A 22691-nucleotide genomic window follows, 5' to 3' on the forward strand; every position below is an offset into this window, starting at 1 on the left:
GGACAAACCACGATTCCGGTCCACCCCCCTACCGTGTGGAGGAGAGAACCCCACTACTTCGGAAGGGCCGGGACTCGCATATGACTTCCACCCACGCCTTCTGGCTCGCCGGCCGCCAGGCCACCGGCGAGACGACCTTCGACGTCACGTCCCCCTGGGACGGCCGCGTCGTCGGCACCGTGTCCGTGCCGACCGAGGCCCAGGTCGAGGAGGCCGTGGCCGCCGCGCACGCCGTCGTGGACGAGTTCGCGGCGACCCCCGCCCACGTTCGTGCCGCCGCTCTCGACCACGTGTCCAGGCGTCTGGTCGAGCGCACCGAGGAGATCGCCCAGCTGATCTCCGCCGAGAACGGCAAGCCCATCAAGTGGGCCCGCGGTGAGGTCGGCCGCGCCGTCTCCGTCTTCCGCTTCGCCGCCGAGGAGGCCCGCCGCTTCAACGGCGGCGAGGCCCAGCGCCTCGACACCGACGCCGGCGGCCAGGGCCGCCTCGCGCTCACCCGCCGCTTCCCCAAGGGCGTCGTCCTCGGCATCGCGCCGTTCAACTTCCCGCTGAACCTGTGCGCCCACAAGATCGCCCCGGCCATCGCGGTCGGCGCGCCGATCATCCTCAAGCCGGCGCCCGCGACCCCGCTCTCCGGCCTGATCATCGGTGAGCTGCTGGCCGAGACCGAGCTGCCCGCCGGCTCCTGGTCCGTCCTGCCGGTCCTGAACGAGTCCATGCCCGCCCTGGTCAAGGACGAGCGCCTGCCGGTCATCTCCTTCACCGGCTCGGACAAGGTCGGCTACGCCATCCAGGAGTCCGTGCCGCACAAGCACTGCACCCTGGAGCTCGGCGGCAACGCCGCGGCCGTCGTCCTCGCCGACTGGTCCTCCGAGGAGGACCTCGACTGGGCCGCGACCCGGATCGCCACCTTCTCCAACTACCAGGGCGGCCAGTCCTGCATCTCCGTGCAGCGCGTCATCGCCGACGCGTCGGTCTACGACCGGCTCGTCCCGAAGATCGTCGCCGCCGTCGAGCAGCAGGGCACGGGCGACCCCTCCGACGACGCGACCGACGTCGGCCCGCTCGTCAGCGAGGACGCGGCCAAGCGCGTCGAGTCCTGGGTCGACGAGGCCGTCTCCGGCGGCGCGAAGCTGCTCGCCGGCGGCAAGCGCGACGGCGCGACCTACGCCCCGACCGTGCTCGCCGACCTGCCGGGCGACGCCACGCTGGCCTGCGAGGAGGTCTTCGGCCCGGTCCTGACCCTGCACCGGGTCGACGGCGAGGCCGAGGCCTTCGCCGAGGTGAACAACTCCAAGTTCGGCCTGCAGACCGGCGTCTTCACGCGCGACCTGCAGACCGCGTTCCGCGCCCACCGCGCACTCGAGGTCGGCGGCGTGATCGTCGGCGACGTCCCCTCCTACCGCGCCGACCAGATGCCGTACGGCGGCGTCAAGCAGTCCGGCGTGGGCCGCGAGGGCGTCAGGTACGCGATGGACGACTACACGTACGAGCGGGTCCTCGTCCTCACCGGACTGGCCCTGTAGTACCGCCCGAGCCGACGGCCGGAGCCCACTGTGCGGGGGCTTCGGCCGTCTTCGTGTCTCTGCGTGCACGCATACACCCGGCTGCGCCGCAGGACTGGTGGGGTGGTCGGTATTCGGGTAGATACGGACGAGTAGCACCGTACGGTAATTCCGTGCGGCCGCCCCCGACGCTGCGGCGAGGTGAGTCCCTCATGTCCGCCCCATCCACACCGCAATCCGCGCCCAAGGTCTCCGAACGGGAAGCCCGTCAGGTCGCCGAGGCAGCCCGCGAGCAGGGCTGGCGCAAGCCCAGTTTCGCCAAGGAACTGTTCCTGGGCCGCTTCCGGCTCGACCTGATCCACCCCCATCCGATGCCGTCCCCCGAGGACGTCCAGCGCGGCGAGCAGTTCCTCGCCAAGCTGCGCGACTTCTGCGAGACACGGATCGACAGCGCCCGCATCGAGCGCGAGGCCCGGATCCCGGACGAGGTGATCAGCGGGCTGAAGGAACTCGGCGCCCTCGGTATGAAGATCGATCCGAAGTACGGCGGTCTCGGGCTCACCCAGGTGTACTACAACAAGGCCCTGGCTCTCGTCGGCTCCGCCAGCCCGGCCGTGGGTGCGCTGCTCTCCGCGCACCAGTCCATCGGCGTACCGCAGCCGCTGAAGCTCTTCGGCACGCCGGAGCAGAAGGACACGTTCCTGCCCCGATGCGCCCGTACGGACATCACGGCGTTCCTGCTCACCGAGCCGGACGTGGGCTCCGACCCGGCGCGACTCGCGACCACGGCGGTGCCCGACGGGGACGACTACGTCCTCGACGGGGTCAAGCTCTGGACCACCAACGGTGTGGTCGCCGACCTCCTCGTCGTCATGGCCCGCGTGCCCCGGTCCGACGGCCACAAAGGCGGCATCACCGCCTTCGTCGTCGAGGCAGCGTCCCCGGGCATCACGGTCGAGAACCGGAACGCCTTCATGGGTCTGCGCGGTCTCGAGAACGGTGTGACCCGCTTCCACCAGGTCCGCGTCCCGGCGGCGAACCGTATCGGCCCCGAAGGCGCGGGCCTCAAGATCGCCCTGACCACGCTCAACACCGGGCGGCTGTCGTTGCCCGCGATGTGCGTGGGCGCGGGCAAGTGGTCGCTCAAGATCGCACGCGAGTGGTCCGCCGTGCGTGAGCAGTGGGGCAAGCCCGTCGCCAAGCACGAGGCCGTCGGTTCGAAGATCTCCTTCATCGCGGCCACCACCTTCGCCCTGGAGGCGATCGTCGACCTGTCGTCCCAGATGGCCGACGAGGACCGCAACGACATCCGCATCGAAGCGGCACTCGCCAAGCTGTACGGCTCCGAGATGGCCTGGCTGATCGCCGACGAACTGATCCAGATCCGCGGCGGCCGCGGCTTCGAGACCGCGGAGTCACTGGCCGCGCGCGGCGAACGCGCGGTGCCGGCCGAGCAGATGCTGCGCGACATGCGGATCAACCGGATCTTCGAGGGCTCGACCGAGATCATGCATCTGCTGATCGCCCGCGAGGCGGTCGACGCGCATCTCGCGGTCGCCGGCGACATCATCGACCCGGACAAGTCCCTCGGCGACAAGGCGAAGGCGGGCGCGCAGGCGACCGCGTTCTATGCCCGCTGGCTGCCGAAACTCGTGGCGGGGCCGGGGCAACTGCCGGGCTCGTACGCCGAGTTCCACCGGCCCGGCCACACCGACCTCTCCACGCACCTTCGGTACGTGGAGCGCTCGGCACGCAAGCTCGCCCGCTCCACGTTCTACGCGATGTCCCGCTGGCAGGGCCGGATGGAGACCAAGCAGGGCTTCCTCGGCAGGGTCGTCGACATCGGTGCCGAACTCTTCGCGATGAGCGCGGCGTGCGTACGCGCGGAGCACCTGCGGATCACCGGCGACCACGGTCGCGAGGCGTACCAGCTCGCGGACGCGTTCTGCCGCCAGTCGCGGATCCGCGTCGACGAACTCTTCGGCCGGCTCTGGACGAACACGGACGACCTCGACCGCAGGGTGGTCAAGGGCGTCCTCGCCGGCACCTATACCTGGCTGGAACAGGGCGTCATCGACCCCAGCGGCGAGGGCCCCTGGATCGCGGACGCCACCCCCGGCCCGGCACAACGGGAGAACGTCCACCGCCCCATCCGGTGACGCGAGTCGTGCCCACCCTCCCCCATGCCCGAAGGGCTGTGGGGGAGGGTGGGCACAACACCCCGCCACCTGCTGCCGATACGGTGGGCCTTGCCACATCAACCGAGGAACGGGGCAAGGATGTTCGGGGCGGGAAACCAGCTGATCCGGCGCGCCGCCGCCGTCGCGCTCGTCGGTGCCGTGCTCACCGGCACGGCCGGCTGCGGCGGGGACGCGAAGGACGGAAAGCCCGGCGGGGACGACAAGCCGTCGGCGAGCGCCGGAAGCGGCTCGGTCGCCCCCGGCGCCCTCACCCAGCAGCAGCTCACCGCTCTCGCCTTCACCGACGGCGAGAAGGTCGGCAAGTACACCGCGTCCGAGTTCACCCTCGGCGCGCCGCTCGGCGAGGAGTACACCGCCGACCCGGCCACCTGCCAGCCGCTGGTCAGCCTCGCCAAGGGCGCCACCGCGTTCGCTCCCGCAGCGGAGGTGCACCGCCAGGTCGACGTCCCCGACGAGATGATCGGCACCACCGTCGCCGTACAGCTGCGCAGCTACAGCCCCAAGGACGCGGCCGGTGTCATGAAGGCCCTCGACACGGCCGGCAAGGAGTGCGCCGCCGGGTTCACCGAGATACGCGCCATTGCGAAGGCGAAGTATCTGAAGGTTGAGCCGGCCAAGGCCCCGGCCGTCGGCGACGAGGCGAAGGCGTACCGCTTCACGATCCTCGACGTGAAGGGGAAGCTGAAGCTGTACGAGTACCTCACCGTCGTCCGCTCCGGCTCCACCACGCTCTCCTTCCGCGCGGAGATCACCGACACCAAGGACATCGGGGGAGTCCCGGAGGAAGTGATCACGGCCCAGTGGGAGAAGTTCTCCGCGGGGGCCGCGAAGGGCGCGTAGGAGGCCCTTCCCCGACACGCCCCGCCCGGAGGCACCTCTCCAGGGACGCCGCGTCCGGGGACACCCTGTCCGGGCCCACAGCGGATGCGGCCACAATGGGGGGCATGAGCGACAGCCCATCCCCCCTCGCCGACCCGCACATCGCCTTCGATCCGGCCGAAGGCCGCCGGGACATCGTCGTCCTCGGCTCCACCGGGTCCATCGGTACGCAGGCCATCGACCTGGTCCTGCGCAACCCCGACCGCTTCCGCGTCACCGCGCTCTCCGCCGCGGGCGGCAGGGTCGAGCTGCTCGCCGAGCAGGCGCACAGACTCCGGGTGCGCACGGTCGCCGTCGCGCGCGAGGACGCCGTACCCGCGCTCCGCGAGGCCCTCCGGGCGCGGTACGGGGCGGGCGAGCCGCTGCCCGAGATCCTCGCCGGACCCGACGCGGCGGCCGAGCTCGCCGCATCCGACTGCCACACCGTGCTCAACGGCATCACCGGCTCCATCGGCCTCGCGCCCACCCTCGCCGCCCTCGAAGCCGGCCGCACCCTCGCTCTCGCCAACAAGGAGTCGCTGATCGTCGGCGGCCCCCTGGTCAAGGCGCTGGCGAAGCCCGGCCAGATCATCCCCGTCGACTCCGAGCACGCCGCGCTCTTCCAGGCCCTGGCCGCCGGCACCCGCGCCGACGTCCGCAAGCTCGTCGTCACCGCGTCCGGCGGCCCCTTCCGCGGCCGTACGAGGGCCGAGCTCGCCGACGTCACCCCCGAGGACGCCCTCGCGCACCCCACCTGGGCCATGGGGCCGGTGATCACGGTCAACAGCGCGACGCTCGTCAACAAGGGCCTGGAGGTCATCGAGGCGCACCTCCTCTACGACATCCCGTTCGACCGCATCGAGGTCGTCGTCCACCCCCAGTCCTATGTCCACTCGATGGTGGAGTTCACGGACGGCTCGACCCTCGCCCAGGCCACCCCGCCGGACATGCGCGGCCCGATCGCCATCGGCATCGGCTGGCCCCAGCGGGTGCCCGACGCGGCGCCCGCCTTCGACTGGTCGAAGGCCTCCACCTGGGAGTTCTTCCCCCTCGACACCGAGGCCTTCCCGTCCGTTGGACTCGCCCGGCACGTGGGGGAACTGGGCGGTACGGCCCCGGCGGTGTTCAATGCCGCGAACGAGGAATGCGTCGACGCGTTTCTCGCGGGACGGCTGCCGTTCAACGGAATCATGGATACGGTCACGGCAGTCGTCGGTGAGCACCAGGGCGTACGGGGAACCTCGCTGACGGTCCCGGACGTCCTGGAAGCGGAGACCTGGGCGCGTGCCCGCGCCCGGGAACTGGCGGCACAGACAGCGATGGCAACAGCGGAGGCTCGCGCATGACGATTCTGTTGACGGTCCTCGGCATAGTGCTCTTCGCCGTGGGACTGCTCTTCTCCATCGCCTGGCACGAGCTCGGCCATCTCTCCACGGCCAAGCTCTTCGGCATCCGCGTGCCCCAGTACATGGTCGGCTTCGGCCCCACGATCTGGTCGCGGCACAAGGGCGAGACGGAGTACGGGATCAAGGCGATCCCGGCCGGCGGCTACATCCGCATGATCGGGATGTTCCCGCCGGGCGAGGACGGCCGTATCGAGGCCCGCTCCACCTCGCCCTGGCGCGGAATGATCGAGGACGCCCGCTCGGCGGCCTTCGAGGAGCTGAAGCCCGGCGACGAGACCCGGCTCTTCTACACGCGCAAGCCCTGGAAGCGCGTCATCGTGATGTTCGCGGGCCCGTTCATGAACCTGGTGCTCGCCGTCGCGATCTTCCTCGGCGTGATGATGACGTTCGGTACGCCGATGCAGACCACCGAGGTGGCAGGCGTCCAGAAGTGCGTCATCGAGCAGAGCGAGAAGCGCGACAAGTGCGCGAAGGGCGACCCCGTGGGTCCCGCCCATGCCGCCGGTCTCCAGGTGGGCGACCGGATCGTCGCCTTCAACGGGGTGCCGGTCAAGGACTGGGCCGACCTGTCCAACCGGATCCGCGCCACCATCGGCCCGGCCACCGTCACGGTCGAGCGCGGCGGCGAGGAGAAGGTCCTGCACGCCACTCTGGCGGAGAACCTGGTGGTCAGGAAGGACGCGGACGGGGAGGTCGTGCCCGACGACTTCGTCAAGGCCGGCTACTTCGGCTTCGCCGCCAAGACCGAGATCGTGCCGCAGTCCCTCGGCCAGTCCGCCGACCGCATGGGCGACATGATCGAGAAGGGCGCCGAGTCGATCGTCGCGATCCCCGCCAAGGTCCCCGACCTGTGGGACGCGGCCTTCGGTGACGGCGAGCGCAAGGACGACTCCCCGGTCGGCGTCGTGGGCGCGGCCCGTATCAGCGGTGAGGTGCTCAACCTGGACGCCCCCACCGAGAACATCATCGCGACGTTCCTGATGCTGCTCGCGGGCTTCAACCTCTCCCTCTTCCTGTTCAACATGCTGCCGCTGCTGCCGCTCGACGGCGGGCACATCGCGGGGGCGCTGTGGGAGTCCGTACGGCGCCATGTCGCCAGGGTGTTCCGGCGGCCCGACCCCGGACCGTTCGACGTCGCGAAGCTGATGCCGGTCGCCTATGTGGTGGCGGGGATCTTCATCTGCTTCACGCTGCTCGTGCTGGTCGCGGACATCGTCAACCCGGTGAAAATCTCCTAGCAACGAGCTGTTCGGAGTGGCCGGCCATGGTTGAAGCCGGCCACTCACTCTTTGGGAGCCACGACCGGCGCGGTGTGCTCGGGCCGAGGCACGTGGCGTAATCTCAAAGGCTGGAGCCCGCCGACATCGGGACCTCGATCCACACCTTGGGGTTGCACAGCAGATGACCGCGATTTCTCTCGGTATCCCGTCCGTTCCGACCAAGCTCGCCGACCGCCGGGTCAGCCGCAAGATCCAGGTCGGCTCGGTCGCCGTCGGCGGAGACGCTCCCGTGTCCGTGCAGTCGATGACGACGACACGGACCTCCGACATCGGCGCGACGCTGCAGCAGATCGCCGAGCTGACGGCGTCCGGCTGCCAGATCGTCCGCGTCGCCTGCCCCACGCAGGACGACGCCGACGCGCTCGCCACGATCGCGAAGAAGTCGCAGATCCCGGTGATCGCGGACATCCACTTCCAGCCGAAGTACGTGTTCGCCGCCATCGACGCCGGCTGTGCGGCGGTCCGGGTCAACCCGGGCAACATCAAGCAGTTCGACGACAAGGTCAAGGAGATCGCGCGCGCCGCCAAGGGCGCGGGCACCCCGATCCGTATCGGCGTCAACGCGGGCTCGCTCGACGCCCGGCTGCTGAAGAAGTACGGCAAGGCCACCCCCGAGGCGCTCGTCGAGTCCGCGCTGTGGGAGGCGTCGCTCTTCGAGGAGCACGACTTCCGCGACATCAAGATCTCGGTCAAGCACAACGACCCGGTCGTCATGGTGAACGCCTACCGCCAGCTGGCTGCCCAGTGCGACTACCCGCTGCACCTCGGCGTCACCGAGGCCGGCCCGGCGTTCCAGGGCACCATCAAGTCCGCCGTCGCCTTCGGCGCGCTGTTGAGCGAGGGCATCGGCGACACCATCCGCGTCTCGCTGTCCGCGCCGCCGGCCGAGGAGGTCAAGGTCGGCATCCAGATCCTGGAGTCGCTGAACCTCCGCCAGCGCCGTCTTGAGATCGTCTCCTGCCCGTCCTGCGGCCGCGCCCAGGTCGACGTCTACAAGCTCGCGGACCAGGTCACCGCGGGCCTGGAGGGCATGGAGGTCCCGCTGCGCGTCGCCGTCATGGGCTGCGTCGTCAACGGTCCGGGCGAGGCCCGTGAGGCCGACCTCGGCGTCGCCTCCGGCAACGGCAAGGGCCAGATCTTCGTGAAGGGCGAGGTCATCAAGACCGTGCCCGAGTCGAAGATCGTCGAGACCCTCATCGAAGAGGCGATGAAGATCGCCGAGCAGATGGAGAAGGACGGCATCGCCTCCGGCGAGCCCCAGGTCTCCATCAGCTGACCCGCCGCGTTTCCCGGAAGGGACCGGACCCCACCAGGGGTCCGGTCCCTTCCGCGCATGCGGTGCCGCACAGCATCTCCGGGTACAGTGCGGAAGTCAGCAGCCCAGGCCCGGACCGGTGCCGAAGGAGTGTTGGAGCGGCCCCCTTGTTGATGCAGACGACCACCCGGGTCCTCGACCCCGGAGACCTCGGCGCCGCGCTCGCCGTACTGGAGAGCGAGCCCGTCGCCAATGCCTTCGTCACGTCCCGCGTCCAGGTCGCCGGGCTCGACCCCTGGCGCCTCGGCGGCGAGATGTGGGGCTGGTACGAGGACGGCCGGCTCCGCTCGCTCTGCTACTCCGGCGCCAACCTCGTGCCGATCTGCGCCACCCCCGAGGCCGTACGGGCCTTCGCCGACCGCGCCCGCAGGGCCGGCCGCCGCTGCTCCTCCATCGTCGGACCCGCCGAGTCCACACGTCTGCTGTGGCGGCTCCTCGAGCCCAGCTGGGGACCGGCCCGCGAGGTCCGCGCCCACCAGCCCCTCATGGTCACCGAGTCCATTCCGGCGGACATCTCCCCCGATCCGTACGTCCGCCGCATCCGCAAGGACGAGATCGAGGTGATCATGCCCGCGTGCGTGGCCATGTTCACCGAGGAGGTCGGGGTCTCCCCGCTCGCCGGCGACGGCGGACTGCTCTACCAGGCGCGCGTCGCCGAGCTCGTCGGCTCCGGGCGCGCCTTCGCCCGTATCGACGACGGCAAGGTCGTCTTCAAGGCCGAGATCGGCGCGGCCACCCCGCAGGCCTGCCAGATCCAGGGCGTATGGGTCGACCCCGAGTTCCGCGGCCGCGGGTTCTCCGAGACCGGTATGGCCGCGGTCCTGCGGTACGCACTCGGCGATGTGGCGCCTGTCGCCAGTCTGTACGTCAACGACTACAACACCGCCGCTCGTGCGGCGTACCGCCGCGTGGGGTTCCGCGAGGTGGGCGCCTTCATGAGCGTGCTGTTCTGACCAGTTCAGGGCCAAGTAGGGTGCCCGGCATGGAACACGATGTCGTCGTCGGACCCGTCAACCTCGCGGCACGCGTGGACGACGCGCTCGCCGTGCAGGCCCTCGCCTTCGGGCTCAGCGAGGACGAGATCGCGATCCGCCGCCATATCGTGCTCCGCCATCTGCTCTACCCCGGCGCCTGCGCTCTCGGCGCGACGACCCCCGAGGGCCGGCTCGTCGGCTTCGTGTACGGCATGCCCAACGACCGCACCCACTGGTGGTCCACCGTCGTCGAGCCGTACCTGCGCCGCCGCGGCGTCGACGACTGGCTCGACGACTCCTTCGTCATCACCGAGCTCCACGTCCACCCCGCGTACCAGGGGCGAGGCATCGGCCGCACTCTGATCACCACCATCACGGACGGCGCCGACCAGCCCCGCTCCATCCTCTCCGCGATCGACGTCGAGAGCCCGGCCCGAGGTCTCTACCGCGCCCTCGGCTACCAGGACCTGGCCCGCCAGGTGCTCTTCCCGAGTGCACCGAAGCCGTACGCAGTGATGGGAGCCCCGTTGCCCCTGCGGCGTGGGCGAGAGGAGCCCGGCTGGGGTTCGGGGGTCCGGGGGTCGTCCTCCGGGAACTGATTTCCGCCCTCCGGGACCACCCGGCTAACCTCCTGCACATCACCCTTTCTTGTACGCAGGAGATAACCCATGGCAGCCCAGGTCCAGCGCATGTCCCGTCTGATGGTCAAGACATTGCGCGACGACCCGGCGGACGCGGAGACGCTCAGCCACAAGCTCCTGGTCCGCGCAGGCTACGTACGCCGCAACGCCGCCGGAATCTGGAGCTGGCTGCCGCTGGGCATGCGCGTCCTGGAGAACGTCGCGCGTGTGGTGCGCGAGGAGATGGACGCCATCGGCGCCCAGGAGGTGCTGCTGCCCGCCCTGCTGCCGAAGGAGCCGTACGAGGCGACCGGGCGCTGGGACGAATACGGCGCCGAGCTCTTCCGGCTCCAGGACCGCAAGGGCGCGGACTACCTCCTCGGCCCCACCCACGAGGAGATCTTCACCCAGTTGGTGAAGGACCAGTGCACGTCCTACAAGGACCTGCCCGTGATCCTCTACCAGATCCAGACGAAGTACCGCGACGAGGCGCGTCCGCGCTCGGGCATCCTGCGCGGCCGCGAGTTCCAGATGAAGGACTCGTACTCCTTCGACACGACGGACGAGGGTCTGGCGGAGTCCTACGCGCTGCACCGCGAGGCCTACATCAAGATCTTCCAGCGGCTGGGCCTGGAGCACCGCATCGTCTCCGCCGTCTCCGGCGCGATGGGCGGCTCGGCGTCCGAGGAGTTCCTCGCGCCGGCCCCCGCGGGCGAGGACACCTTCGTGTACTGCCCCTCCTGCGACTACGCCGCCAACACCGAGGCGGTCACCTTCGCGCTGAAGCCGGTCGAGGCCGAGCACGGGCCGGTCGAGGAGCTGGACACCCCCGACACCCCGACCATCGAGACGCTCGCCGAGCACCTCGGCGTCCCCGCCTCCGCGACGCTGAAGAACCTGCTGGTGAAGGTCGACGGCGAGATCGTCGCGGTCGGCGTCCCGGGGGACCGCGAGGTCGACCTCGGCAAGCTCACCGACCACCTCGCGCCGGCCGCGGTGGAGCTGGTCACCGCTGAGGACTTCGAGGGGCGCCCGGACCTGGTCCGCGGATACGTCGGCCCGCAGGGCCTGGAGAAGGTCCGCTACATCGCCGACCCGCGCATCGCGCCGGGCACGGCGTGGATCACCGGTGCGAACAAGCCGGACACGCACGCGAAGAACGTCGTCTGCGGCCGTGACTTCGAGGTCGACGACTACCTCGACGTCGTCGTGGTCGAGGACGGCGACCCGTGCCCGTCCTGCGGCACCGGGCTGAAGCTGGACCGCGCGATCGAGATCGGTCACATCTTCCAGCTCGGCCGCAAGTACGCGGACGCCTTCCAGCTCGACGTGCTCGGCCAGAACGGTAAGCCCGTCCGGGTGACCATGGGCTCGTACGGCATCGGCGTCTCGCGAGCGGTCGCGGCGCTGGCGGAGCAGCACGCGGACGAGCAGGGCCTGTGCTGGCCGCGCGAGATCGCTCCGGCGGACGTGCACGTCGTCGCCGCTGGCAAGGCCCTCCAGACCGAGCTGGCGCTCGACGTCGCCGAGCAGCTGGGTGCCGCGGGCGCGCGGGTGCTGGTGGACGACCGGGCGGGCGTCTCCCCGGGCGTGAAGTTCACCGACGCGGAGCTCATCGGCGTTCCGACGATCCTGGTCGCCGGCCGCCGCTCGGCCGAGGGCGTCGTCGAGCTCAAGGACCGCCGCACGGGTGAGCGCGAGGAGCTCCCGGTGGCGGAGGCCATCGCCCGCGTCCTGGGCTGACTCCGGCGGGGGCCCGTGCCGGGGCCCGTGCCGGCTGCGCGTGCGGTGTTGCCCGGTGCCGCGGGTGGCCCGGGGTGTCCGTCCTCAAGCGCCGGACGGGCTTGGTGCGGCTGCTGTGGGTGGGTGGTGGTGCGGGGCCCCTCCGGGCTCGCCTCCTCGGAAATCGGTGGGTACGGCGTCGTCCGGTACCACCGCCCGATTTCCTGCGGGGGCGACCCTGCACGGCCCCGCCCCGGGTCGCCCGCCGACTGCAGCCCGGTGGGTGACCGGCCATGGTTTGTGGGCAATCGTTCCGCTGGGGGACCCCTAGGACTTCGTCCTGGGGGGAGGAACGGGTGGGCACAAACCACCGGCCGGCAGGCGGTCACAGCCAGGAAGCGAACTCCAGCGTCACCTCGGCCTCGCGGGCGCGGCCTTCGGCCAGGGCACGCGCCGCCGATTCGACCGCGCGGAAGAGCGTCCAGCCCCGCAGCCGCTCCGGGTCCACGTCCAGTGAGTCCGCGAGGCGGTTCACGCGGCGGCGGGCCGCCGACGGGCCCGAGGCCGAGGCGATGAGGTCCTCGACGCGGTCGCGGACCAGACGGGCCAGGTCGTACGCGCGCTCGCCGACGACCGGCTCCGGGCCGACCGCCAGCCACGGCACACGGTCGCCGCCCAGCACCTTGCTCTGGCGGAAGTTGCCGTGCAGCAGGACCTCTCCCGAGGCGCCCGCGAGCAGTTCCTCACGCGCCCCCAGCGCCGCGGCCACCAGCGCCGCCGGCACCTCGTCGGCGTGCTCGGACAGCGCGGCGCTCTGCCGCCCCGTGCGGTCCGCGACCGTCTCGAAGGCATGGTCCGCCGGGGGTTCCACCCACAGCCGCTGCAGCGTGCCCGCCGCCTCCAGCAGCGCCTTCGACTCCGGCAGCGACCGCACCGACACCTCCGGATGCAGCCGCTCCAGCACCAGCGCCCCCTCGGACGCATCCAGCAGCCGCACCGCACCGAAACCGTTCCAGTGCGCCAGCGCGGCCCGCTCCGTCTCGGCCCCGGCCGAGGGCGGGACGAGCTTCAGCGCCGCCGGTGTGCCGTCCGGGCGCCGTACGAGGACGACCAGGCTGCTCCGCCCGCCGGGCACCGCCACCCTTTCGATGTCCAGTCCGTGCCGGGCGACGGCCTCCTCCAGGAGCTTGGGCAGCTGTCCGAGCCAGTCACTGTCGCCGAGCGCCCGCACCAGACGTTGGGGCGGTTCGAAACCCATATGTGCGTTGTTCCCTTTCACTGCCTGGTCGCCCGCTCGGCGAGCCCCGGAAAGGCTACGCCGCTGCCGCGCCACCGCACGGCCCGTACCGCGGCCTCGCGCAGCGCACCCGCGGCCTCCCGCCGCAGCGGGCCGTCGGCGGCGCGTACGAGATCGGAGTAGACGCCCGCGACCCGGTCCTCCAGCACCGCGGCGAGCCGCACGGCCGCGGCTGCGTCCGGCACCGCGAACGGCAGCGCGTACGCGGCGTTCGCCACCACGGGCACGCCGCCCAGATCACGCACGGTCCGCTCCAGGGTGTCGCGCCGGGCCCGGTGCGCCGCGTACGCCTCCGTCGCCTCGGCCCGCCGGGCGTCGCCCGCCCGGGCGCCGACGACCCCGTACCCGTACACGGCGGCGTGCTCCGCCGCGAGCGCGGCCTGTGCCGCGGCCAGGGTGCTCACTTGGGGGCCCCTTTCGTCAGCAGGTACGTGTGTACGGCACCGGCCGCTGCGACCGAGGCGAGCAGCCGGGCGTACTCGGGTGACGCGTGAACGAGGGCGACGGTGTGCGCGTCGGCGGTGCTGCGTTCGGCCGCCATGAGTTCCCGTACGGCCGTACCGGCATCGGCCGGTACGGCCGGCGCAGCGGTGGTCGCGGAAGCGGAAGGGCTCGGAGCGGCGCTCGCCGCGGCCGACGGGCCTGCCGCGGGCTCCGTCGGCGCCAGCGCCTCCACATGCCGCGCCACCTCGTCCCGCAGCGGCGTCAACCGCGCCGCCAACCCCGGATGGGCGATCAGGACCGCGTCGTACCGCGCGAGCAGCGCACGGCTCGCCGCGGTGCTGCGCCGCCGCAGCGCCGTCTCCGCCGAGATCGGTTCCGGCGCCGTGCCCTGCCGCCCGGCGGGCGCCTCCGACGAGCAACCGGCCAGCGTGGCGGAGGCCGCCATCGCGCTCGCCGCCACCGCACCTGTCGTCGCCATGAGCGCCCGTCTGCGCGTCGTCCCGGTGCGCTCCACGCGTCTCTCCTCGGGCCCGGTACCTGTCCTCGGTGTGATCACCGCAGGCGAGCGTACCTGCGGGTCAGCCCTGGGTGGACGGCAACACCCCCCGGGACCGGATACCCTTTGTGCTGACACGCGACGAAACCCACAACAGCACACGCGGCCGAGGAGTCACCCGGATGAGCACCACCCAGAGCGAGAGGCTGCGCGGACTGCTCGAACCGCTCGTCAGCGCCGCGGATCTGGATCTGGAAGAGATCGAGCTGTCCCGGGCAGGCCGCCGCCGTGTGCTGCGCGTCGTCGTGGATTCCGAAGAGGGCGTCGATCTGGACGCCTGCGCCGAGCTGAGCCGTGTCATCTCCGACAAGCTCGACGAGACCGACGCCATGGGCGAGGACGAGTATCAGCTCGAAGTGACGTCGCCGGGCGCCGAGCGCCCGCTCAAGGAGCACCGCCACTACGTACGCGCGAAGGGCCGGCTTGCCAGGTTCCAGCTGCACGAGGGCGGAGAACTTGTCGCGCGGATCCTCGGCCTCGACGACGACGGCCTCGAGCTGGAGGTGCCGGGCGTGAAGGGCCGTAAGCCCACCGCCCGCCGGATCGCCTTCGACGAGATCGCCAAGGCACGCGTGGAGATCGAGTTCAGCCGCAAGGACAAGAAGGAAGAGGAGGCGTAGCCGTGGACATCGACGTGAAGCTCCTGAGGGGCTTGGCACAGGAGAAGGAGATTCCCTTCGACCTGCTGGTCGACGCGATCGAGTCGGCCCTCCTCATCGCGTACCACCGCACCCCGGACAGCCGCCGCCACGCACGGGTCGAGCTGAATCGCCAGACGGGGCATGTGACGGTATGGGCGAAGGAGGACCCGTCCGAGCTCGAGGAGGGCCAGGAGCCCCACGAGTTCGACGACACCCCGCACGACTTCGGCCGCATCGCCGCCTCCACGGCCCGCCAGGTCATCCAGCAGCGGCTGCGGGACGCCGAGAACGACGTGACCTTCGGCGAGTACGCCCGCCGCGAGGGCGATGTCGTCGCCGGCCAGGTCCAGCAGGGCAAGGACCCCAAGAACGTCCTGGTCAGGCTGGACGACAAGCTGGAGGCGATCCTGCCGGTGCAGGAGCAGGTGCCCGGCGAGGAGTACACGCACGGCCTGCGCCTGCGGACGTACGTCGTGCGGGTGGCCAAGGGGGTGCGCGGCCCGTCCGTCACCCTGTCGAGGACCCACCCCAATCTGGTGAAGAAGCTCTTCGCCCTCGAGGTCCCGGAGATCGCCGACGGTTCGGTCGAGATCGCGGCCATCGCCCGCGAGGCCGGCCACCGGACCAAGATCGCCGTGCGGTCGACGCGCAGTGGGCTCAACGCCAAGGGCGCGTGCATCGGCCCGATGGGCGGACGTGTGCGCAATGTCATGGCCGAGCTGCACGGCGAGAAGATCGACATCGTCGACTGGTCGGACGACCCGGCCGAGATGGTCGCCAACGCGCTCTCCCCGGCCCGCGTCTCGAAGGTCGAGATCGTCGACCTCGGAGCCCGTTCCGCCCGGGTGACGGTGCCCGACTACCAGCTGTCGCTGGCGATCGGCAAGGAGGGGCAGAACGCCCGTCTCGCCGCCCGGCTCACCGGCTGGCGCATCGACATCCGCCCGGACACGGAGCAGACCCCGGCCGAGCAGGCGCCGCACCAGGCCCCCGAGCAGGGCTGACGCGGACCCTCCGGGAGCCGGGCCGTGTCTCCCGGGGCCGACCCCGGACCCGGGAACAGATCACGGCGGGTACCCGTTCGGACACGGGGAGATCGCCAGATTTTCGAGCCATCAACTGTTCGATTTTTGCCCCAAAGGGGTGAGGTCGGTACGGGGAGGTAGACTTGAACGTGTCTGGCCGGACGCAAGCCGGAGCATGCCCTGAGCGAACCTGCGTGGGATGCCGGGAGCGAGCGGCCAAGAGCGATCTGCTGCGCATCGTGGCGGTCGAGGGCGCATGCGTCCCCGATCATCGCGGTACGCTGCCCGGCCGGGGTGCGTATGTGCACCCCGCCTCGGTCTGTCTCGACTTGGCGGTCCGCCGCCGGGCGTTCCCGAGGGCCTTCAGGGTCCAGGGACCGCTCGATGTCGCGGATGTTCGCCGGTATGTCGAGCAGGCAGCACCGTAAGAAGAAGTACGGCACGGAAACCCCGTGCGGTCAGGTACCTCGCGAGTTGGAAGTAGGTCGAGATTGCGATGAGCACTCGATGAGTACGCGATGAGTACGCCCATGAAGTAGCGACGGTCCGGCGGTAACCCGGACCTAAAAGGAGCGAAGTGGCTAAGGTCCGGGTATACGAACTCGCCAAGGAGTTCGGTGTGGAGAGCAAGGTCGTCATGGCCAAGCTCCAAGAACTCGGTGAATTCGTCCGTTCGGCGTCCTCGACGATCGAGGCGCCGGTTGTACGCAAATTGACTGATGCTTTCCAGCAGGGCAGCGGCTCCGGCCGTGCCGCAGGAAAGCCCGCGGCGCCGCGCAAGGCGACGCCCGCGAAGCCCGCCGCGCCCTCCCCGGCGCAGGCGGCGCGTCCCGCTGCCCCCAAGCCCGGCACTCCGGCCCCCAAGCCGGCCGCTGCCGAGGCTTCCAAGACTGTTCCCGCGGCCCCGACTCCCGGCCCGCGGCCGACTCCGGGCCCCAAGCCCCCGGCCGCCCCGAAGCCGGCTCCGGCCGCTCCGGCCGCGCCCGAGTTCACCGCGCCTCCGTCGGCTCCGGCCGCCGGTCCCCGGCCCGGTGCCACTCCCGGCCCGCGTCCGGCCGCCCGCCCTGGCCAGGGCGAACGTGGCGGTGCCCGCCCCGGTGCTCCGCGCCCCGGTGGCGAGCGTCAGGCCCCGCGTCCGGGCGGTGCCCGTCCCGCGGGTCCGCGTCCGGGCAACAACCCGTTCACTTCTGGTGGCTCCACCGGCATGGCGCGCCCGCAGGCGCCCCGTCCGGGCGGTGCCCCGCGTCCCGGTGGCCCCGGTGCCCCGGGTGGTCCGCGTCCGCAGGGCGCCGGTCAGGGCGGTCCCCGTCCGCAGGCCGGTCCCGGTGGGTCTCGTCCGACTCCGGGCGGCATGCCGCGTCCGCAGGCGCCCCGCTCCGCCGGTGGCCCCGGCGGCGGTCCCGGTGGTAACCGCCCGAACCCGGGCATGATGCCGCAGCGTCCCGCGGCCGGCCCGCGTCCCGGCGGCGGCCCCGGTGGCGGCGGCCGCGGTCCTGGCGGTGCCGGTCGTCCCGGCGGTGCCGGTCGTCCCGGCGGCGGCTTCGCGGGTCGTCCCGCGGGTCCCGGCGGCGGCGGCGGTCGTCCCGGTGGCGGCGGCGGCTTCGCCGGTCGTCCCGGTGGCGGCGGCCCCGGTGGCGGTGGCGGCTTCGGCGGCGGCGGTGGCCGTCCCGGCTTCGGCGGACGTCCGGGTGGTCCCGGCGGCCGTGGTGGCACGCAGGGTGCGTTCGGCCGTCCCGGCGGTCCGGCGCGTCGTGGCCGCAAGTCGAAGCGGCAGAGGCGCCAGGAGTACGAGGCCATGCAGGCCCCGTCGGTCGGCGGTGTGATGCTGCCTCGCGGCAACGGCGAGACCATTCGCCTGTCGCGCGGTGCCTCCCTCACCGACTTCGCGGAGAAGATCAACGCCAACCCGGCGTCGCTCGTCGCCGTGATGATGAACCTCGGCGAGATGGTCACGGCCACGCAGTCCGTCTCCGACGCGACGCTGCAGCTCCTCGGCGACGAGATGAACTACACGGTTCAGATCGTCAGCCCGGAGGAGGAGGACCGCGAGCTGCTCGAGTCCTTCGACATCGAGTTCGGTGAGGACGAGGGCGGCGAGGAGCTCCTGGTCGCGCGTCCGCCGGTGGTGACCGTCATGGGTCACGTCGACCACGGTAAGACCCGACTGCTGGACGCGATCCGCAAGACGAACGTCGTCGCGGGCGAGGCCGGCGGCATCACGCAGCACATCGGTGCGTACCAGGTCTCCACCGAGGTCAACGACGAAGAGCGTCGCATCACCTTCATCGACACCCCGGGTCACGAGGCGTTCACCGCCATGCGTGCCCGTGGTGCCAAGTCCACCGACATCGCGATCCTGGTGGTCGCGGCCAACGACGGTGTCATGCCGCAGACGGTCGAGGCGCTCAACCACGCCAAGGCCGCGGATGTCCCGATCGTCGTCGCGGTCAACAAGATCGACGTCGAGGGCGCGGACCCGACGAAGGTGCGCGGTCAGCTGACCGAGTACGGCCTGGTGGCCGAGGAGTACGGCGGCGACACCATGTTCGTCGACATCTCCGCCAAGCAGGGTCTGAACATCGAGAACCTGCTGGAGGCCGTGGTCCTGACGGCGGACGCCGCCCTGGACCTCCGTGCCAACCCGGAGCAGGACGCGCAGGGCATCGCGATCGAGTCGCACCTCGACCGCGGCCGCGGTGCCGTCTCGACCGTCCTGGTCCAGCGAGGCACCCTCCGCATCGGTGACACGATGGTCGTCGGCGATGCGTACGGCCGAGTCCGCGCGATGCTCGACGACAAGGGCAACAACGTCGAGGTGGCGACCCCGTCGACTCCCGTCCTGGTCCTGGGTCTCACCAACGTCCCGGGCGCCGGCGACAACTTCCTGGTCGTCGACGAGGACCGTACGGCCCGTCAGATCGCCGAGAAGCGTGCCGCCCGTGAGCGCAACGCCGCGTTCGCCAAGCGCACCCGCCGGGTGTCCCTCGAGGACCTCGACAAGGTGCTCAAGGCGGGCGAGGTCCAGCAGCTCAACCTCATCATCAAGGGCGACGCGTCCGGTTCGGTCGAGGCTCTCGAGTCCTCGCTGCTCCAGCTCGACGTCGGCGAAGAGGTCGACATCCGCGTGCTGCACCGCGGTGTCGGTGCGGTCACCGAGTCGGACATCGACCTGGCGACCGGCTCCGACGCCATCGTGATCGGCTTCAACGTGCGCGCCGCCGGGCGTGCCACGCAGATGGCCGAGCGCGAGGGCGTGGACGTCCGCTACTACTCGGTCATCTACCAGGCGATCGAGGAGATCGAGGCGGCCCTCAAGGGCATGCTCAAGCCGGAGTACGAAGAGGTCGAGCTCGGTACGGCGGAGATCCGCGAGGTCTTCCGCTCGTCCAAGCTGGGCAACATCGCGGGTGTCATCATCCGCTCCGGCGAGGTCAGGCGGAACACCAAGGCGCGCCTCATCCGCGACGGCAAGGTCATCGCGGAGAACCTCAACATCGAGGGTCTGCGTCGCTTCAAGGACGACGTCACCGAGATCCGCGAAGGCTTCGAGGGTGGTATCAACCTCGGAAACTTCAACGACATCAAGGTCGACGACGTCATCGCGACGTACGAGATGCGCGAGAAGCCGCGCGGCTGACGCACACAGTGTTCGGGGCCGGTCGGCGGGAAGTAATCCCGTCGATCGGCCCCGGCCGTGCGTGTACGGTTCTTGTGTCCCTGCCAAGAGCGGGCAGGAGACATACCCAACCCCGTACCGGCGGGACATCCGGACATACATGTATGTGGGGACGCTGTCCTTCGATCTGCTCCTCGGCGACGTCCACTCGCTGAAGGAAAAACGCTCCGTAGTCCGCCCGATCGTGGCCGAGCTCCAGCGCAAATACGCGGTGGCAGTGGCCGAAGTGGGCGGGCAGAACCTCCACCGCAGGGTCGAGATCGGCCTCGCGGCGGTGTCCGGGGATCCGGGACACCTCACAGACGTACTGGACCGGTGCGAGCGCCTTGTCGCCGGCCGGCCCGAAGTGGAGCTGCTGTCGGTTCGACGGCGGCTGCACGGCGACGAAGACTAAGTAAAGCGAAAGAGGAGAAGGACCGGTGGCCGACAACGCGCGGGCCCGCAAGCTGGCCGATCGCATCCAGGTCGTGGTCGCGGAGACCCTGGACCGGCGAATCAAGGATCCGCGGCTGGGCTTCGTCACGATCACGGACGCCCGGGTCACCGGCGACCTGCGGGAGGCCACGGTCTTCTACACGGTCTACGGGGACGACGAGGAGCGTGCCGCGTCCGCCGCGGCGCTGGAGTCCGCCAAGGGCATCCTCCGCTCCGAGGTCGGACGGCAGACCGGGGTGCGCTTCACGCCGACCCTGAGCTTCGTCCCGGACGCCCTCCCCGACAACGCGCGCACGATCGACGATCTGCTCGACAAGGCGCGCGCCATGGACGCGGAGGTCCGTGAGGCCTCCACGGGCAAGACGTACGCCGGCGACGCCGACCCGTACCGCAAGCCGGAGGACGAGGACGAGGACGCAGCCTCCGAATGACTCAGCACACCAGCGAGCGAGCCGAAGGGCGCGCCGCTGTCGAAAGCGACGAGACCGAGCGAGGAACGAGCGCAGTGTCGAGGAGCGTCGACGGCGGTGAGGCGAGGCGAGCGCACAAGGGGCGTACGCCGGACGGACTTGTCATCGTCGACAAGCCGTCCGGCTTCACTTCGCACGACGTCGTCGCCAAGATGCGCGGCATCGCCAGGACCCGCCGCGTCGGCCACGCCGGCACCCTCGACCCGATGGCAACGGGCGTCCTGGTCCTCGGCGTCGAGAAGGCCACCAAGCTGCTCGGCCATCTCGCGCTGACCGAGAAGGAGTACCTCGGTACGATCCGGCTCGGTCAGAACACGATCACGGACGATGCCGAGGGCGAGATCACCTCGTCCACCGACGCCTCCGGGGTCGGGCGTGACGCCATCTACGCGGGCGTGGCCGAGCTGACGGGCGACATCATGCAGGTCCCGTCCAAGGTCAGCGCCATCAAGATCGACGGCAAGCGGTCGTACGCGCGCGTGCGCGGCGGCGAGGACTTCGAGATCCCGGCCCGGCCGGTGACCGTGTCGTCCTTCCAGGTCTACGACATCCGCGAGGCCGTCGCCGACGACGGCACCCCCGTCGTCGACCTCGTCGTCTCGGTCGTCTGCTCCTCGGGTACGTACATCCGTGCCCTCGCCCGTGACCTGGGCGCCGGGCTCGGCGTCGGCGGACACCTGACCGCGCTGCGCCGCACCCGCGTGGGCCCGTACAAGCTCGATGTGGCGAAGACGCTGGACCAGCTCCAGGAGGAGCTGACGGTCATGCCGATCGGGGAGGCCGCCGCGGCGGCGTTCCCGCGCTGGGACGTCGACGAGAAGCGGGCCCGGCTGCTCGTCAACGGCGTACGGCTGGACATGCCGGCGTACGGGACCGAGGGGCCGGTGGCGGTCTTCGGGCCGGACAAGAGGCTCCTGGCACTCGTCGAACAGCACAAGGGCAAGGCGAAGAGCCTCGCGGTCTTCGCCTGAGGCGTGTCGGCTCAACGCTCTGAGGCCCACACCGTGGAGCGGGCACGGCCGCTGCCCGCTCCACGATCCCCCTCGCAAGGGATCTGTCCGCCACGCGCCATGGATTCACCCTCGTGGGGCGGCGCTCGGAGTGAACGGAGGGTGCACTGGAGGGCGCTCCGGGCCGGGCTCCTCTCCGGCTGATCACCGCAGACGCGGGGAGCCAGGTGCCGATGCCGACCGACGGCGGCGGGCATGGCAGTCTTAGACCTGCGTAATTCGTAATCACGTACACAGGTTCGGTTCGGTTTCGGAACCGGCTTCGGGCGAGGAGCAGTCACAGTGCAGCGCTGGCGTGGCTTGGAGGACATCCCCCAGGACTGGGGGCGCAGCGTCGTCACCATCGGTTCCTACGACGGTGTGCACCGGGGCCACCAGCTGATCATCGGGCGGGCCGTGGAGCGCGCGCGTGAGCTCGGCCTGCCGTCGGTCGTCGTGACCTTCGACCCGCACCCGAGCGAGGTCGTCCGCCCCGGCAGCCATCCGCCGCTGCTCGCCCCGCACCACCGGCGAGCCGAGCTGATGTCGGAGCTCGGCGTGGACGCGGTGCTGATCCTCCCCTTCACGTCGGAGTTCTCGAAGCTCTCGCCCGCGGACTTCATCGTGAAGGTCCTCGTCGACAAGCTGCATGCCCGCGCGGTGATCGAGGGCCCGAACTTCCGCTTCGGCCACAAGGCGGCGGGGAACGTCGACTTCCTGGCCGAGCTGGGGCGTACGTACGACTACGAGGTCGAGGTCGTCGACCTGTACGTGCGCGGCGAAGCGGGCGGCGGCGAGCCCTTCTCGTCGACGCTGACCCGGCGACTCGTCGCCGAGGGCGACGTCGAGGGCGCCGCCGAGATCCTCGGCCGCCCCCATCGCGTCGAGGGCGTTGTCGTCCGCGGCGCCCAGCGCGGCCGCGAGCTGGGCTACCCGACGGCGAACGTCGAGACCCTCCCGCACACCGCGATCCCCGCGGACGGCGTGTACGCAGGCTGGCTCACCGCCAACGGCGAGCGCATGCCGGCCGCCATCTCCGTCGGCACCAACCCGCAGTTCGACGGCACGGACCGCACGGTCGAGGCGTACGCGATCGACCGCGTCGGCCTCGACCTGTACGGGCTTCACGTGGCCGTCGACTTCCTCGCGTACGTGCGCGGCATGGCGAAGTTCGAGTCCATCGAGGCCCTGCTGGACGCCATCGCGAACGACGTGAAGCGTGCGCGCGAACTGACGACGGAGTACGACGCGTAGGCGGTTGTCACGGTGCCCCGTGC

General features: G+C 70.9%; 20 protein-coding genes. 17 read left to right on the forward strand and 3 right to left on the reverse strand.

Translation table 11 applies throughout. From position 1 onward, the window contains the following. Nucleotides 1-80: 80 nt before the first annotated feature. From ACWCXB_RS12850 to ACWCXB_RS12890, 9 genes are all read left to right on the forward strand, one after another. Nucleotides 81-1526 carry an aldehyde dehydrogenase family protein gene (locus tag ACWCXB_RS12850; protein WP_450721992.1) on the forward strand — a complete coding sequence of 482 codons (1446 nt, stop codon included), beginning with the start codon at nucleotides 81-83 and terminating at the stop codon, nucleotides 1524-1526. Nucleotides 1527-1717: 191 nt separating this feature from the next. Beyond that, nucleotides 1718-3664: an acyl-CoA dehydrogenase family protein gene (locus ACWCXB_RS12855; protein WP_450721994.1), complete on the forward strand. Its 1947-nt coding sequence runs from the start codon at nucleotides 1718-1720 to the stop codon at nucleotides 3662-3664. 120 nt (nucleotides 3665-3784) lie between these two features. Beyond that, on the forward strand, nucleotides 3785-4546 hold the full coding sequence (locus ACWCXB_RS12860) for a hypothetical protein (RefSeq protein WP_450721996.1): 762 nt from the start codon (nucleotides 3785-3787) through the stop codon (nucleotides 4544-4546). A 104-nt stretch (nucleotides 4547-4650) separates the two neighbouring features. Continuing rightward, nucleotides 4651-5910, forward strand: a complete 1260-nt coding sequence (gene dxr, locus ACWCXB_RS12865; protein WP_450721998.1) for a 1-deoxy-D-xylulose-5-phosphate reductoisomerase — start codon at nucleotides 4651-4653, stop codon at nucleotides 5908-5910. Continuing rightward, entirely contained in the window at nucleotides 5907-7208 is a 1302-nt protein-coding gene (locus ACWCXB_RS12870) for a M50 family metallopeptidase (RefSeq protein ID WP_450722000.1), read from the forward strand. The genes dxr and ACWCXB_RS12870 overlap by 4 nt, the downstream gene beginning before the upstream one ends. Nucleotides 7209-7371: 163 nt before the next feature. Beyond that, nucleotides 7372-8526: a flavodoxin-dependent (E)-4-hydroxy-3-methylbut-2-enyl-diphosphate synthase gene (gene ispG / locus ACWCXB_RS12875; protein WP_450722002.1), complete on the forward strand. Its 1155-nt coding sequence runs from the start codon at nucleotides 7372-7374 to the stop codon at nucleotides 8524-8526. Nucleotides 8527-8672: 146 nt separating this feature from the next. After that, complete coding sequence (locus ACWCXB_RS12880; protein WP_450722004.1) at nucleotides 8673-9518, forward strand: GNAT family N-acetyltransferase; 846 nt, start codon at nucleotides 8673-8675, stop codon at nucleotides 9516-9518. A gap of 29 nt (nucleotides 9519-9547) precedes the next feature. Further along, a complete protein-coding gene (locus tag ACWCXB_RS12885; RefSeq protein WP_450722006.1) occupies nucleotides 9548-10138 on the forward strand; it encodes a GNAT family N-acetyltransferase in 591 nt (196 codons plus the stop codon). 69 nt (nucleotides 10139-10207) lie between these two features. Next, complete coding sequence (locus ACWCXB_RS12890) at nucleotides 10208-11902, forward strand: proline--tRNA ligase (RefSeq protein ID WP_450722008.1); 1695 nt, start codon at nucleotides 10208-10210, stop codon at nucleotides 11900-11902. Nucleotides 11903-12266: 364 nt separating this feature from the next. Here ACWCXB_RS12890 and ACWCXB_RS12895 read toward each other — a convergent pair whose 3' ends face one another. The 3 genes from ACWCXB_RS12895 to ACWCXB_RS12905 are packed head-to-tail and all read right to left on the reverse strand — an operon-like array spanning nucleotide 12267 to nucleotide 14136. Then, the gene (locus ACWCXB_RS12895; protein ID WP_450722010.1) at nucleotides 12267-13139 is read right to left on the reverse strand and encodes an aminoglycoside phosphotransferase family protein; all 873 of its coding nucleotides are present in this window, start codon (nucleotides 13137-13139) and stop codon (nucleotides 12267-12269) included. A gap of 17 nt (nucleotides 13140-13156) precedes the next feature. After that, the gene (locus ACWCXB_RS12900; RefSeq protein ID WP_450722012.1) at nucleotides 13157-13582 is read right to left on the reverse strand and encodes a ferritin-like domain-containing protein; all 426 of its coding nucleotides are present in this window, start codon (nucleotides 13580-13582) and stop codon (nucleotides 13157-13159) included. Then, nucleotides 13579-14136, reverse strand: a complete 558-nt coding sequence (locus ACWCXB_RS12905; RefSeq protein ID WP_450722014.1) for a hypothetical protein — start codon at nucleotides 14134-14136, stop codon at nucleotides 13579-13581. Before ACWCXB_RS12905 ends, ACWCXB_RS12900 begins: the two co-directional genes overlap by 4 nt. 164 nt (nucleotides 14137-14300) lie before the next feature. Here ACWCXB_RS12905 and rimP point away from each other — a divergent pair, with 164 nt between their 5' ends. From rimP to ACWCXB_RS12945, 8 genes are all read left to right on the forward strand, one after another. Next, on the forward strand, nucleotides 14301-14798 hold the full coding sequence (gene rimP / locus ACWCXB_RS12910; RefSeq protein ID WP_450722016.1) for a ribosome maturation factor RimP: 498 nt from the start codon (nucleotides 14301-14303) through the stop codon (nucleotides 14796-14798). 2 nt (nucleotides 14799-14800) lie between these two features. Next, the gene (gene nusA / locus ACWCXB_RS12915; protein ID WP_450722018.1) at nucleotides 14801-15823 is read left to right on the forward strand and encodes a transcription termination factor NusA; all 1023 of its coding nucleotides are present in this window, start codon (nucleotides 14801-14803) and stop codon (nucleotides 15821-15823) included. 170 nt (nucleotides 15824-15993) lie between these two features. After that, on the forward strand, nucleotides 15994-16272 hold the full coding sequence (locus tag ACWCXB_RS12920) for a YlxR family protein (protein ID WP_450722092.1): 279 nt from the start codon (nucleotides 15994-15996) through the stop codon (nucleotides 16270-16272). Between the two features lie 149 nt (nucleotides 16273-16421). Continuing rightward, nucleotides 16422-19481 carry a translation initiation factor IF-2 gene (infB, locus tag ACWCXB_RS12925; RefSeq protein WP_450722020.1) on the forward strand — a complete coding sequence of 1020 codons (3060 nt, stop codon included), beginning with the start codon at nucleotides 16422-16424 and terminating at the stop codon, nucleotides 19479-19481. A gap of 139 nt (nucleotides 19482-19620) precedes the next feature. Beyond that, nucleotides 19621-19914, forward strand: coding sequence for a DUF503 domain-containing protein (locus tag ACWCXB_RS12930; RefSeq protein ID WP_450722022.1), 294 nt, complete (start codon nucleotides 19621-19623; stop codon nucleotides 19912-19914). 25 nt (nucleotides 19915-19939) lie between these two features. Further along, nucleotides 19940-20386, forward strand: coding sequence for a 30S ribosome-binding factor RbfA (gene rbfA / locus ACWCXB_RS12935; protein ID WP_450722024.1), 447 nt, complete (start codon nucleotides 19940-19942; stop codon nucleotides 20384-20386). Continuing rightward, nucleotides 20383-21396, forward strand: a complete 1014-nt coding sequence (gene truB, locus ACWCXB_RS12940) for a tRNA pseudouridine(55) synthase TruB (protein WP_450722026.1) — start codon at nucleotides 20383-20385, stop codon at nucleotides 21394-21396. The genes rbfA and truB overlap by 4 nt, the downstream gene beginning before the upstream one ends. Before the next feature lie 321 nt (nucleotides 21397-21717). Further along, on the forward strand, nucleotides 21718-22668 hold the full coding sequence (locus ACWCXB_RS12945; protein WP_450722029.1) for a bifunctional riboflavin kinase/FAD synthetase: 951 nt from the start codon (nucleotides 21718-21720) through the stop codon (nucleotides 22666-22668). The last annotated feature ends 23 nt before the right edge of the window (nucleotides 22669-22691 follow it).

This window comes from Streptomyces sp. NPDC001514 (genome assembly GCF_053597075.1).